The organism is Brevibacterium sp. FME37 (assembly GCF_014897485.1).
In the GTDB taxonomy this organism is placed as follows: domain Bacteria; phylum Actinomycetota; class Actinomycetes; order Actinomycetales; family Brevibacteriaceae; genus Brevibacterium.
Genome location: NZ_JABUYE010000002.1, coordinates 385,255 through 398,150, shown reverse-complemented (window position 1 = coordinate 398,150; position 12,896 = coordinate 385,255). Strand labels below are relative to the sequence as shown.

The 12,896-nt window shown below is 63.0% G+C and carries 11 protein-coding genes; 3 read left to right on the top strand and 8 right to left on the bottom strand.

The window, feature by feature from the left end:
- The first annotated feature begins 69 nt into the window (after nucleotides 1-69).
- The gene (locus tag INT29_RS03965) at nucleotides 70-672 is read left to right on the top strand and encodes a PadR family transcriptional regulator (protein WP_009884785.1); all 603 of its coding nucleotides are present in this window, start codon (nucleotides 70-72) and stop codon (nucleotides 670-672) included.
- A 17-nt stretch (nucleotides 673-689) separates the two neighbouring features.
- Here INT29_RS03965 and INT29_RS03960 read toward each other — a convergent pair whose 3' ends face one another.
- Nucleotides 690-1,454 carry a phosphatase PAP2 family protein gene (locus tag INT29_RS03960; protein ID WP_009884786.1) on the bottom strand — a complete coding sequence of 255 codons (765 nt, stop codon included), beginning with the start codon at nucleotides 1,452-1,454 and terminating at the stop codon, nucleotides 690-692.
- Nucleotides 1,455-1,524: 70 nt separating this feature from the next.
- On the opposite strand from INT29_RS03960, the gene INT29_RS03955 reads away from it, so the two are divergent.
- Together INT29_RS03955 and INT29_RS03950 are read left to right on the top strand one after the other, a co-directional pair.
- The gene (locus INT29_RS03955) at nucleotides 1,525-2,667 is read left to right on the top strand and encodes an acetamidase/formamidase family protein (protein ID WP_009884787.1); all 1,143 of its coding nucleotides are present in this window, start codon (nucleotides 1,525-1,527) and stop codon (nucleotides 2,665-2,667) included.
- Between the two features lie 52 nt (nucleotides 2,668-2,719).
- Entirely contained in the window at nucleotides 2,720-3,478 is a 759-nt protein-coding gene (locus INT29_RS03950) for an SDR family NAD(P)-dependent oxidoreductase (protein ID WP_096158545.1), read from the top strand.
- A 192-nt stretch (nucleotides 3,479-3,670) separates the two neighbouring features.
- Here INT29_RS03950 and INT29_RS03945 read toward each other — a convergent pair whose 3' ends face one another.
- The 7 genes from INT29_RS03945 to INT29_RS03915 all read right to left on the bottom strand — a co-directional run bounded on the left by INT29_RS03945 (nucleotide 3,671) and on the right by INT29_RS03915 (nucleotide 12,725).
- A complete protein-coding gene (locus INT29_RS03945; protein WP_009884790.1) occupies nucleotides 3,671-4,660 on the bottom strand; it encodes a universal stress protein in 990 nt (329 codons plus the stop codon).
- Nucleotides 4,661-4,957: 297 nt separating this feature from the next.
- Nucleotides 4,958-5,842: a 4-hydroxyphenyl-beta-ketoacyl-CoA hydrolase gene (locus INT29_RS03940; protein ID WP_009884791.1), complete on the bottom strand. Its 885-nt coding sequence runs from the start codon at nucleotides 5,840-5,842 to the stop codon at nucleotides 4,958-4,960.
- Nucleotides 5,843-5,922: 80 nt separating this feature from the next.
- A complete protein-coding gene (locus INT29_RS03935; RefSeq protein ID WP_009884792.1) occupies nucleotides 5,923-6,858 on the bottom strand; it encodes a 3-hydroxyacyl-CoA dehydrogenase NAD-binding domain-containing protein in 936 nt (311 codons plus the stop codon).
- Nucleotides 6,855-8,897, bottom strand: a complete 2,043-nt coding sequence (locus tag INT29_RS03930; protein WP_096158546.1) for an acetoacetate--CoA ligase — start codon at nucleotides 8,895-8,897, stop codon at nucleotides 6,855-6,857. The genes INT29_RS03935 and INT29_RS03930 overlap by 4 nt, the downstream gene beginning before the upstream one ends.
- An 11-nt stretch (nucleotides 8,898-8,908) precedes the next feature.
- Nucleotides 8,909-9,733, bottom strand: coding sequence for a crotonase/enoyl-CoA hydratase family protein (locus tag INT29_RS03925; protein ID WP_009884794.1), 825 nt, complete (start codon nucleotides 9,731-9,733; stop codon nucleotides 8,909-8,911).
- On the bottom strand, nucleotides 9,730-11,343 hold the full coding sequence (locus tag INT29_RS03920; protein ID WP_205676700.1) for an acyl-CoA synthetase: 1,614 nt from the start codon (nucleotides 11,341-11,343) through the stop codon (nucleotides 9,730-9,732). The genes INT29_RS03925 and INT29_RS03920 overlap by 4 nt, the downstream gene beginning before the upstream one ends.
- Nucleotides 11,340-12,725, bottom strand: a complete 1,386-nt coding sequence (locus tag INT29_RS03915; RefSeq protein ID WP_193070775.1) for an MFS transporter — start codon at nucleotides 12,723-12,725, stop codon at nucleotides 11,340-11,342. Before INT29_RS03915 ends, INT29_RS03920 begins: the two co-directional genes overlap by 4 nt.
- Between the last annotated feature and the right edge of the window lie 171 nt (nucleotides 12,726-12,896).

Sequence of the window (12,896 nt, the reverse complement as noted above, 5' to 3'; positions counted from 1 at the left end):
GAGTTGTAGTCTGAAGGGGCCCGGGCAGAGCGCCCGGGCGCCTCGCTGATTCACAGAATAGGAACCACGATGAGTCTCCGAAGTGCACTCCTGGCTCTGCTGCGCATCGGCCCGATGTCCGGCTACGAGCTGCAGAAGCAGTTCTCCCAGTCCGTCGGCCACGTCTGGCATGCCCCGGATTCGCAGATCTATCCGGAACTGCGGAAAATGGCGACGGAAGAGCTCATCGTCGCCGAGGAGCAGACCCGTGGATCCGCCGGAATGCGCCGCGTCTACCATGTCACCGAGGCGGGGGAGCGTGCCTTCACCGACTGGATGAACGGCCCACTGAAGTACCAACGCACACGAGATGCCGCCCACCTGCGAGCCGCCTATCTGGAATCAGCCGACCAGGCGGCTGTCTACGCATTCCTCAATGAACATATCGCTCACTGGAAGAGTGAGCTGCAGGTCTGGGAGGACGAGATCGCTACGATCGAGGCACTCGAATCCCCGATGCTCAATCGCCGTCTGGCGGTCACCGCCGATGCGGACCGTGAAGTCACCATCGCCTACAAGAAGTTCGCCTACGAAGGTTTGGCCGCTCGTGCCCGCAGTGAGATCGAATGGGCGCAGCGGGGGCTGAAGCTCAGCAAAAGACTCGAGCGCACTGCCGCAGGGAGTTCGCACTAGGGCGAGATCGAAGCCGCTCACAGAGTTGCAGCGAGGAAGGTCTTCCTTCGCTCCCGGTCCAGGAGCCGCTGGTCGAGCGTCGTCAGGATTCGCAGGAACAGACCACCGGCGATGAGGCCGCCGACGAGGTCGGTGATCCAGTGCCACCCGAGGAGGAATGACACCACGACGGAATTCATGGCGATCGCTGCCACGACCCAGCTGAGTCCGTGCACGACTCTTTGGGAGGCGCCGCTGTAATGGGCGATCAGGTAGACAGCTGCCCCGTAGATGAGGATCGCTTCGGAGGAATGCCCAGAGGGGTAGCTGATTCCACGATCACCCAAGTCGAGCAGACCACCTTGGAAGAACCTCGGATCGTGCAAGGTCGTCGACGGCCGTGCCAGGAGAACTTTCAGACCCCCGACGCCGATGTAGAACGCTGCTTCCGTTGCCAGCGCGAATCCGATCGGACGCCAGGATCGGCGTCGATACGCGAGGGTGATCGCCACGGCCGCCAGCACAGGCAGACAGACTGCTTGCCCGGCGATGCGATCCAACACGTTCTGTGCGAACCACACCAGATCGGGATTGAAGAGATAGAGCCAACGCCGATTGAGTTGGTAGTCCAGTACTCGTACCGGCCCGGCGGCGAGGACGGTCAGCACGATGAAACCCAGCGTCAAGACCCAAATTGAGGTCGCCTGATCCAGCCACCCCTTGCTCTGAGCCCGCAGTCTGTCACGATCGGAGGGAATGCCAACCGGATCATCAGACGCCGTATGTGAATCGACAACCATCATGGGAAAGTCTAGTCCGTCGCAAGTGCTGCTGTTGACACTGCTGTAGTTCGGGAACTGCCTCAGCCCTGTCATGTTGCAGATCGAAGACGTCGCCCATTCCAAGGAAGTTCATGAGGCGTTCAGTGCAGATCCCGTGCACGGTGACGAATCAGCGCCCTGGGGCGACCAGCAGAACCATTGGCCCAGTGACAATGATCACGTAGCATCAAGTATGGACGTCGTCGACTTTGTTCCTGAACACAATCAATTCGTCTATACCTTCGGCGGCTGCCGGCCGGCAGCCGCGATCAAGCCCGGTACCACCCTGCGACTGTGGTCCGAGGACGCATTCAACCATGCAATCACCTCAGCCACCGACATTCCAAGCACGGTGCTCGATCCGCGGCGTCTCAATCCACAGACCGGCCCTTTCTATGTCGAAGGGGCCGAACCTGGGGACACGCTGGCTCTCCACATCGTCGACCTGACCCCGGCTCGTGGTTGGGGTGCTTCCGCCATGATTCCCTTCTTCGGCGGGCTGACCGCCACTGACAGGACGAGCCTGCTCCACGATCATCTTCCCGAAGGCGTCTGGATCTATGAAATCGACTCCACCGCGCAGACCGTGGGATTCCAGACATGCACGGGCGATTTCGAAGTCGCCCTGCCGATCGAACCCATGCTCGGAACCGTTGGGGTGGCCCCGGCCGGCGGAGAGGTGCATTCCTCTCTGACACCCGAACGCTTCGGCGGAAACATGGATACCCCGGAGATGAGAGTCGGGACGACTGCCTACTTCGGTGTGAACGTTGAAGGTGCCATGTTCTCCATCGGCGACGGACACTACCGGCAGGGCGAAGGTGAAGCCTGCGGTACTGCAGTGGAGGGAGCGATGAACTCGACGATCATCGTCGATCTCATCAAAGGCGGTGCTCCGGCGTGGCCGCGTCTGGAAGACGACGCTCATTGGATGGTCGTCGGATCCTCCCGACCGATGGAGGACTCGTGGAGGATCTCCCAAGTGCAGATGATCCAGTGGCTCGGCGAGCTCTACGGGCTGGACAGGATGGACGCCTATCAGCTGCTCACCCAGATCTCGCTGGTCCCCGTCGCCAATGTCGTCGACACCAATTACAGCGTGATGACGAAGATCGCGAAGTCCCTGCTGCCGGAGCGGAGCGCGTTCAACGGGATGCACGCGGACCTCCGCGATCGTGCTCGCTCTTTGGTCTGATCCCAGACAGCGAACTCAGAACCCGCGAACGTCGAAGAGAAAGGGTCTCACCATGGACTTGAAGATCAGCGGAAAGTCAGCAATGGTCACCGGAGGCACACGCGGTATCGGGCGTGCCATCGTTGAGGCTTTTCTGGCCGAGGGCGCAAACGTGGCCTTCTGCGCACGAAGCGCCTCAGAGGTCGCCGAGGCGGAAGAGTCTTTGGCTTCGAAGGGTAGGGCCCTCGGCACGGTCCTCGATGTTCGAGATGCCACGTCTCTGTCCGCATGGGTTGATGCCACAGTCGCAGAGTTCGGCACCATCGACATGGTTGTCAGCAGTGTCAGCGCCTTGGCGATTCCGGACACCGAGGAGAACTGGTACGAGTCGTTCAACGTCGACATGATGGGCACGGTCAACCTGTCCAAACTCGTCATTCCCCATTTGGAGATGAGCGATGTGGCGTCGCTGATCTCCATCTCGAGTGTCTCGGGGCGTGAGGCCGACTTCGCATCCGGGCCGTATGGCACGATGAAGACCGCGATCATCGGCTACATGGCCGGGTTGGCTCTCAGCCTGGCTGACAAGGGCATCAGGGTGAATACGGTGTCGCCGGGCAATACATATCACGAGGATGGAGTGTGGCCGGGAATCGAGACGAACGATCCTGAGTTGTTCTCGTTCGCGCTGGGTCTGAACCCCACAGGACGTATGGGAACACCAGCGGAGACAGCTGCCAGCGTCGTCTTCCTATCCAGTCCTCTGTCGAGCCGGACGTCTGGGGCGAACCTATTGATCGACGGAGCATTGACTCGCGGGATCCAGTTCTGAAATCAGTGTGATCGTTCAGTCGTCATCGGACTCGTCGCGTGGGGCTTGGGTTTCATCGTCCTTGCGATCCTCGGCGTCCTTCTGCTCCGGGTCATTTGCATGTACGACCTGCGAAGTGGGGGGGGCCACCCCGGACCCTGCAGCGCAGTGTCCGCAGGGTCCGGGAGCAGCACAGCGGACTAGACCTGTTTGTCAGCGGTCGGTGACGTCGTGCATCGCCTCAGTCGGGACAACCAGGACCGGCCCTTCAGCGTTGTTGATGACACCGCGTGATATTGAACCCAGCAGAGCGCTCTTGACTGCGCCGCGACCGCGAGTGCCGATGGCCGTGAGAGCAGACGAACGCGTCTTGGCGGCGATCAGGGAGATCGGCTCACCAACGGCGACCTCGGCCGTGATGTCCACGGACGGGTGCAGCTCCTGGAGCCAGGAGAGTTCGGCCTCGATCGACTCCTCAAGTTCACTCCGGCGCGTTTTGGTGCTGGACTCGTCGACGTAGAGCTCAGGGTACCAATACACCCATTCATCAATCAGGGGCATGGCGGCGAAGATATGCAACTTGCCGCTGCGGTGTTCGGCCTGCTGTGCCGACGTGAGCAGGACCATGCGACTCTGCTCGGATCCATCGATCGCAGCGACGACAGGGGAGTCGGTCGTTCCGTGGGTGAAGCGCTCGGCGCCTTGGGCCTCGACCGGCTGATAGCCACTGGGCACCACGACGGTGGGGCAATGGGCATGGGCGGGCAGTGCCGCCGCGACCGATCCCAGAATCCGCCCGACGAAGCCTCCCCGACCGCGGGCTCCTACGACGACCAGCTTCGCCCGAGCCGAAAGTTCGACGAGGGCGCCGGTGGCGTCTCCCTGCGTGGTCACGAATTCTGCTTTTCCCGGGTATTCCCTGAGGGATTCGCGTGCCTCGCTAAGAGTCTTCTCGGCGAGTTCCCGTCTGAACTGGTCCTCGGGTTGGGCCGGAAGTGATGCCATGTTGGGATAGATCATCAGCGGGACGCTGAATGCGGTGACGACCGTGAGCCCGATACCGCGGCTCAAAGCCTCCACAGCTGCGAAGTGAAGTGCAGATTGTGCGTGTTCGGAGCCATCGAATCCGACCATGACATCGAGGTCTCGCTCTGCGGAATCGAAGGGTGTGGTGATTGGAGCCGTGCCAGCGCTGCTATTCATTGCAATCCTCTCATCGGAGTTTCCCTGATCACGACGAACGCGAAAGCCGTGTTGATGACGATCGAATTCGCTACTACAACCATAGCAACAATTCTACAGAACGTAGAATAACGTGTCGTCCCATCTTCCGCGGCGAGAATCCGGGCGAACTACCGGTCGAGGGGCGGCTCCGCGTCACTGGTCTGAGGAAGCACTCAACTGTATGGTCGGCCTCCACCTCTGACGTCTCAGGCAGGAAGTCCGATCGACATCAGCAGCTTGCCGCGGAGTCGGAGTTCGTATACTGCCTCGGTCATCTCACAACCCCAGCACCCGCACCGCGGTGTCCTTCATGATCAGCGGCACGGCTTCCTCCTTGATACCTAGTTCCTCGAAGTCCTTGATCCAACGCTCGGGAGTGATGAGCGGGAAGTCGGAGCCGAAGAGTGTCTTGGTCTTGAGCATGGAGCCGATGGCGCGGGTCAGCTGTGGTGGGAAGTACTTCGGCGACCACCCGGAGAGATCGATGAACACGTTGGACTTGTGCGTGGCGATCGAGATCGAGGCATCGGCCCACGGCACGGACGGGTGCGCGAGGATCATCGTCAGCGTGGGGAAGTCCGCTGCCACGTCGTCGAGGAGCATCGGGTCCGAGTACCGCAGTTTGATTCCGCGTCCGCCGGGGAGTCCTGCTCCGATTCCGGTCTGTCCGGTGTGGAAGAGCGTGACCAGTCCGTGTTCGGCGCAGGCTTCGTAGATCGGGTAGTAGGTGCGATCGCTGGGATCGAATCCCTGCAGGCTGGGGTGAAACTTCATGCCCCTGACTCCGTAGTTCGTCGCCAGATCGTGGACCCGGGCAATCGCCTCGGCGGTGTTGAGGGGATCGACGGATCCGAAGGGGATGAGGACGTCGTTGTGCTCGGCGGCCTTCTCCGCGATCATCTCCGACGAGACCGGAGGGTGATCTCCCAGCGCCGTTCTGGCGTCGACCGTGAAGATCACGGCCGCCATGTTCCGCTCCCGGTAGTAGGCGGCGAGGTCGTCGACCGTGGGCGTGCGGGGGACCGGTGCCTTGAAATACCCCGCCGAGGCGTCGAGGAGTTCGCGATCGAGCGAGGTGTGTTGGTGGGCATCGGCTTCGACATGTGTGTGCACGTCGATCGCGGTGATCTTCGAGAGGTCGATATTGGGTTGGTAGATCATGAGTGTCCTTCCGGAAACGGGATTGTCAGCATCGTAGCCGTGGGTGAGGGACGCTGTACCTCAGTGCCCAGGAACTGGCTCTAGGGAAGCTCCCCGTACTTGCGCTTGAGGGCGATGAGTTCAAGCAGCATCTCGTCGCGTTGCTTGGCGATGAGCACAGGATCCTTGCCCTCGAGCTCATCGTCGACCCCGGCGACCAGCTTGTCAGTCAACTCCTCGCCGAGGTGGACCTGCCCCAAGTCACGCATCCACACTTCCTGTGGTGGTCCCAGGTGCTCGAGCACGTGCCGCATCCCGCCCTGTCCGCCGGACAGTCCCTGCTGCACGAGGGGACCGAGAATCGCCCAGCGCAGACCGGGCCCATAGGAGATCGCCGTATCGATGTCCTCGACAGAGACCATGCCGCGGTCGACAAGCGAATACGCTTCCTGCCACAGGGCCGCCTGCAGGCGGTTCGTGACATGACCGGGCAGTTCGGCACGGACGAGGATCGGCTTCTTCCCGATCGACCGGTAGATCTCGAGCCCACGCTTGACCACCTCGGCGGGAGTCGCCGGTGTCGGCACGAGCTCGACGAGGGGAACCAGGTGAGCCGGGTTGAACGGGTGCCCGACGACGATCCGTTCGGGATGATTGGTCGCTTTGGTCGCCAGCTCGCTCGGCGCGAACCCGGAGGTCGACGATGCGATGATCGCGGAAGCGGGCACTGCGGAGTCGGTTTCGGCGAGCATGGACTGCTTGATGTCGAGACGCTCGGGACCGTTCTCCTGCACGAAATCAGCATCGCCGACCGACTCGGCCAATGATCCTGCGAAGTGCAGACGCTCCATCGCCGAGGTGATGTCACCTTCTCCGGTCACTTCGAGGTTTCCCTCGACTTGGGACCGCAATCGCGCTTCGGCACCGTCTGCTGGGTCGAAGGCCGTGACCGTGTGCCCGGCAGTGAGGAATCCCGTCGCCCACGCGGCCCCGATGACACCGGTACCGAGGATCGCGACCTTGAGAGTTGTACTCATGCCTCCACCTTCGCCTTTCGTGCCTGTGCATACTCCACGTACTCATCGAGCGACCACGGATCCTGCAAGGCCCCGGTGCTCGCCACTGACTCGGCGGTCGCACCCTGAACGATGCGTTTGACCGGGACCTCGAGCTTCTTGCCCGTGCGACCCAGTGGAATCCGTGTGACCGGCACGACCTCGTCCGGCGTATGCCTGGGGGACAGCCGTGACTTCAGCTCAGTCCTAATCCGATCCGACAGTCCGTCAGAGAATGACATCCCGTCCTCGGTTTGGACGAAAAGGACGAGCTCGCCCATCCCACCATCGGGATCCTCGAGGTGGATGACCAGGGCATCGGCTACCTCGGCGAAGGTGTCGAGCACCGAGTAGAAGTCCGCGGTGCCCAAGCGCACCCCGCCGCGGTTGAGGGTGGCGTCGGAGCGGCCGGTGACGACGACACCGCCGCCGGTGGTGAACTTCGCCCAGTCCCCGTGGCGCCAGATGCTGGGGTACTTGTCGAAGTACGCTGCCTCATACCGGGCGTCACCGTTCTCGCCCCAGAAGGTTACGGGCATGGACGGGGTGGGCTGGGTGATGACGAGTTCGCCCAGATCATCGACCACTTCGTTTCCGGAGGCGTCGAAGGCGGAAGCGGCGAAGCCGAGGGAGACTCCCGACATTTCGCCCGAGTACACCGGTGTCAGTGGGGAAGCCTGGAGGATGCCGGTACACACATCGGTACCGCCGCAGCCCACATTGAGCAGCACATCGTCACCGAACTGCTCGTACACCCATTCGTACCCCTCGGCGGGCAGTGGTGCACCGGCGGCGCCGAACTGGGAGACCGCGGACAGGTCGAATTCCTCGGTGGGGTTGAACCCAGCCTTGCGGGCAGACATGATCGCTCCAGGTGCCACACCCATGAGTGTGGCTTTGGTGTTCGCAGCGATGCGCCAGAGTTCCTTGGGATCCGGAAAGTTGGGGTTGCCGTCGATCATGACGATCGAGGACCCGACGACCAACCCGCCGATGAGAGCGTTCCACATCATCCACGCGGTCGTGGAGAACCAGCAGAACTGGCTGCCCGGTCCCAGATCGAAGTGCAGGCTGTGATTCTTCAGCGTCTCGAGGAGGATGCCGCCGTGGCTGTGCACGATGGCCTTCGGCCTGCCGGTGGTTCCGGAGGAGAAGAGGATGAATAGCGGGTGGTCGAAGGGTACCGGTTCGAACTCCAATTCCGCCGAGGGGGCCCCGCCGGCCGTACCCGCCGAGGTTGCCCCGAGCCCCGCATAGTCAACGACGTCGATCGCGTGGTCGAGGCCGGCACCGTTCGTGAACTGTTCGCGTGTGTCGTCATCGAGGGTGAAGTCCCCATAGTCGAGGGAGACGAGGTGGGTCAGTGTGGGGAGTGCTGCGAGGACCTCGGTGAGTTCGCCTGTGCGGTCGACGGCCTTGTTGCCGTACATGTAGCCGCTGATTGCCAGCAGCACGGTGGGTTCGACCTGGCTGAAGCGGTCGATGACGGATTGGGTGCCGAACTCTGGTGCGCAGCTGGCCCAGATCGCTCCGAGACTGGCCGCGGCAAGGAACGCGACGAGGGCCTCGGGCTGATTGGGCAGATAGCCGACGACTCGGTCACCCTTCTTCACTCCCAGGTCGATGAGACCGGCGCGGACTCGGGCGACCTCGCGGCGGAGCTCGGCGTAGGTGAGTGTGAAGTCCTCACGAGTCTGGGACACCGCGGTCACGGCCACCTCGTCGGCCTGTTCGGGCGCACCCAGGGAGTGCTCGGCGTAATTGAGCGTTGCTCCGGTGAACCAGCGAGCGTGCGGCATGACCCGTTCCTCGAGCACCGAGGTGTACGGGCTGTGGGACTTCACGTCAAAGTACTCCCAGACGGATTCCCAGAAGTCTTCGATATCGGTGATCGACCAGGCGTAGAGATCGTCCCAGCCATCAAACGAGTAGCCGAACTTGGCATTGACCCAGGTGAGGAAGGCACCGATGCTGCTGGTCTCGATGGCGTCGGTGGGAACGTCGCGGATGACTTTTGGCATGTCGGAGCTCCTCACTTGTTGACCTTGGGGCCGGAGCCGTCGAGGAAGGCGCGCATGAGGTCCTTGGCCTCGGTGCTCGACTGGGCGACGGAGGCCATGAGGGACTCCATCATGTAGCCCTCATCTCGCCCGGATTCGACGATGCGCGGCAGTGTCTGGGTGATCGCGTAGTTCGTCACCGGGGAATTCGAGGCGATCGAGGCCGCGAGTTCCTTGGCCTTGTCCAGGCCTTCGCCGACTGGTACACGGTAGTTGACGAGCCCGATCGCTTCGGCCTCGGCGGCATCGAACTTACGCCCGGTGAGCATCATGTCCTGCACACGGCTGAGTCCGATGAGTCGGGGGACGCGCACCGAAGCGCCGCCGCCGACGAAGAGACCGCGCTTGCCCTCGGGCAGGGCGAAGTAGGCGCTCTCTTCGGCCACGCGCAGGTGGGCGGCAGTGGCGAGTTCGAGTCCACCGCCGATGACCCCGCCCTGGAGGACAGCGACGACGGGGATTTCGGATTCGGTGATCATGCTCATCGTCTTGTGCCAACCGCGCGAATGGTGGAGGCCGGCCACGGCGTCGCGTTCGGCCATTTCGGACAGGTCGAGGCCGGCGCAGAAGTGATCGCCGACGGTTGTCAGCACGATCGCCGAGACCTCTGGCGGGGTGCGGAAGAACTCGCCCAGGGCGGCCACCGTGGCATCGTCAAGGGCGTTGCGTTTGGCCGGGCGATCGAGGGTGAGGATGCCGATGCTGCCTTCGGTGGTGAAGCGCAGAGCCTCGGAGATCTCGAGCGTGGTCGGCTGTGAGGAGACGTCCGTGAGGTGGGAAGCAGGGGAGTTGGTCATGCGTGGTCCTTCGATGGTGCGGTTGGTGCTGGCTTGCCGGTGGTTGAGGGAGAAGATTCTGTGGAGTGGGCGCCGAGGCCGCCGGTGGTGCGCAGAGAGACCTTGTGGACCTTCCCGGAGCCGGTGCGGGGGAGTTCGTCGACGAGGTCGAAGTACTTCGGCACCTTGTATTTGGCCAGGCGGGTGAGCAGGAACTCGCGCAGTTCTTCTCCGGTCAGGGGCGAAGCTGCAGAGTCGGCTCCGGCATCAGCGCCAGCCCCGGTCTCAGGTACAGTCACGATGACGAAGGCGTGGCCCACCTCGCCCCACCGTTCATCGGCGGCCGCGACGACAGCGGCCTCGGCCACGGCAGGGTGGTCGAAAAGGGCGGATTCCACCTCGGCGGGATAGACGTTCTCCCCGCCGGAGATGAACATGTCCTTGAGCCGGTCGACGATGAAGAGGAACCCCTCGGCGTCGAGATAGCCGATGTCGCCGGTGTGGAACCAACCGCCGGGCGAGAACGCCGCATCGGTCGCGGCCTGGTTGTTCCAGTAGCCGCTGGTGACATTGGGCCCGCGGACGACGATCTCGCCCTTGACTCCGGCTTCGCAGTCGTTGCCGGCCAGGTCACGGACGCGCACCTCGGTGAAGGGCACGGCCCGGCCTGCCGATCCTGCCTTGTCCAACGCGTTCGCAGCAGGCAGGAACGTGCATCCGGGGGAGGTTTCGGTGAGTCCGTAGCCCTGGCAGAACATGATGTCCTTGGCCTGGAATGCCTCGATGAGTGAGACGGGGATCGGTGCGCCACCGGAGTTGACGAATCGCAGAGAGGACAGGTCGGCGGTGTTCCACCTCGGTGATTGGAGCATGTCGGAGAACATGGTCGTCACCCCGGCCATCCACGTCAGACCTTCGTGCTCGATGGCGTCGAAGGCGCGGTTCACGTCCCACTTGGATTCGATGAGCATGTGCGCCCCGCGCAGGTAGCTGGTCATCACCTGCTGGTCGAGGCCGATGACGTGGAAGAGGGGAGCGGTGACCAGCGTGACGTCGTTGGCGGTGAGGTCCGAGTTGAGCAGAAGGTTGAAGGAATTCCACAGCAGATTCGCGTGTGAGAGCACCGCACCCTTGGGCCGCCCCGTCGTTCCGGACGTGAAGAGCAGAAACGCCGGTTCGTCACCGGTGACCTCAGCCGCAGGCACCACCGGCACGCTCGCCGAGGTGGCTGTGTCCTCCCAGCGCACCGGTTTCTGCGCGACGGCGTCGCTGAGTTGCTCGGCGGTCTCAGACATCTCGGGGGCGACGTACAGTCGGGCCACCTCGGCGAGGGTGAGCTGATAGTCCAGTTCGGCCGGGGCCAGCCGCCAGTTCAGCGGGATGAAGATCGCTCCCAGGCGCAGGCAGGCGAGGAGGACTTCAATGAGCGCTGGGTGGTTGGGGCCGAGGTAGGCCACCCGGTCGCCTCGGCCAATGCCACGTGAGTGGAGGTCGGCGGCCCGGGATAGTGTGCGTTCGTGCATCTGGACGTAGGAGTAGTCGATGCCGGCGAAGGTGATCGCAGTCTTCTCGCCGTAGTCGGTGGCCTGGCGTTCGGAGAGCCTGGCCAGGCTGGGGTGGGTGAAGGTCACTGAGTCGGTCCTTCCATTGCTGCTGGTGGGGTGTCGGTCGTCGGTGCAGTACCGGTGGCAGCCGGTGTCTCGGCGAAGCGCTGTTCGGACAAGGTCCGTGACTTCGTCTCACCGAGTCGCCAGATGCAGAGGATGCTGATGGCGGCCACGACGAGGAGAACGATGGACAGCGGAATGGTCGACGGTGATCCGGTGGAGCTCATGATCGCGGCGAAGAGGACGGGCGAGATGCCCGCGCCGATGCCGGCGATCTGATAGCCGAGTGAGGCACCGGTGTAGCGGTGCTCGGTGTCGAAGAGCTCCGAGTAGAGACCGGCCAGCGGGCCGTAGATCATCGGGTGGATGATGCCTTGGCCGACGACCATGCCGATGGTGATGATGATGCCGTTCTTCGTCTCCAGCAGGGGGAAGAGGGCGAAGCCCCAGACGGCGATGAACACGGCCCCGGCGATGACGAGGGGCCTGCGTCCGATCGTGTCGGAGAGGCGGGACCAGCCGATGATGCCGAAGATCGCGAAGAAGGAGGAGAAGGACAGAGCGTTGAGAACCGTCTGCCGTTCGATGCCGATCTGCACGCCGTAGGCGATGGAATAGGTGGTGAGCAGTCCCTGGAACATGAAGGCGGACAGGCCCACGCCCACTGCGAGCAGCAGTGTCAGCGGCTGCTTGCGCAGAGTGGCGAGGATCGGGATGCCAGCCTTGGGCGTGCGCTTCTTCGCTGCGAGGAACTCTGGTGACTCATCGACAGCGGAGCGGACGATGACGCCGATGACCAGCAGGAGGACCGAGGCGAGGAACGACAGTCGCCAACCCCAGGCGATGAAGGCGTCGGGGCCCATGGCTGCGAGGGTACCGGCGATGACGAGCGCGGAGACGAGCTGGCCGGTGGGTGCCCCGGCGCTGGTGAAGCTGGCCCAGAAGCCGCGGTTGGACGTGGAGTGTTCGGCGGACATGAGCATGGCCCCGCCCCATTCGCCGCCGATGGCCACGCCTTGGATGACGCGGATGAGGATGAGAAGGACGGGGGCGATGAGCCCCGCCTGGTCGTAGGTGGGCAGCAAGCCGATTGCGGTCGACGCGATGCCGATGGTGAACATGCTGACGATGAGCATGCGCTTGCGGCCCAGCTTGTCGCCGAAGTGGCCGAAGATGATGCCGCCCAGGGGCCGGGCCAGGTAGCCGGTGGCGAAGGTAGCCAGGCTGGCCAGGGTGCCGATGGCCGGGGTGAGGTTGGAGAAGAAGACGTCCTTGAAGACGAGTGCTGCGCAGACGGAGTAGACGAAGAAGTCGTAGTACTCGATGACACTGCCCAGGTACGCCGAGGCGGCTGCTCGTTTGAGCATCGGTGTCGATTTGGTCTGTGTGGATTTCGCGGAAGCCATGTGATCCTCGCTGATTGTGTGGCTTGGCTGTGGGTGGCTCGTCGTTCTGTGCGGTGTCCTGTGCCGGGAAGGGGGCCGATCGCCGCTGACCGAACCGTTTCCAATACTATGCAATATTATGTTGTGACGTCAATGAAATGCGATTAATAGATGGTTCGGAGCGACGTAGAG

What these genes read in the sequence shown, in the direction of transcription:
- INT29_RS03965 (WP_009884785.1), top strand. Translation starts at nt 70, where the DNA reads ATGAGTCTCCGAAGTGCACTCCTGGCTCTGCTGCGCATCGGCCCGATG.
- INT29_RS03960 (WP_009884786.1), bottom strand. Translation starts at nt 1,454, where the DNA reads ATGATGGTTGTCGATTCACATACGGCGTCTGATGATCCGGTTGGCATT.
- INT29_RS03955 (WP_009884787.1), top strand. Translation starts at nt 1,525, where the DNA reads ATGTTGCAGATCGAAGACGTCGCCCATTCCAAGGAAGTTCATGAGGCG.
- INT29_RS03950 (WP_096158545.1), top strand. Translation starts at nt 2,720, where the DNA reads ATGGACTTGAAGATCAGCGGAAAGTCAGCAATGGTCACCGGAGGCACA.
- INT29_RS03945 (WP_009884790.1), bottom strand. Translation starts at nt 4,660, where the DNA reads ATGAATAGCAGCGCTGGCACGGCTCCAATCACCACACCCTTCGATTCC.
- INT29_RS03940 (WP_009884791.1), bottom strand. Translation starts at nt 5,842, where the DNA reads ATGATCTACCAACCCAATATCGACCTCTCGAAGATCACCGCGATCGAC.
- INT29_RS03935 (WP_009884792.1), bottom strand. Translation starts at nt 6,858, where the DNA reads ATGAGTACAACTCTCAAGGTCGCGATCCTCGGTACCGGTGTCATCGGG.
- INT29_RS03930 (WP_096158546.1), bottom strand. Translation starts at nt 8,897, where the DNA reads ATGCCAAAAGTCATCCGCGACGTTCCCACCGACGCCATCGAGACCAGC.
- INT29_RS03925 (WP_009884794.1), bottom strand. Translation starts at nt 9,733, where the DNA reads ATGACCAACTCCCCTGCTTCCCACCTCACGGACGTCTCCTCACAGCCG.
- INT29_RS03915 (WP_193070775.1), bottom strand. Translation starts at nt 12,725, where the DNA reads ATGGCTTCCGCGAAATCCACACAGACCAAATCGACACCGATGCTCAAA.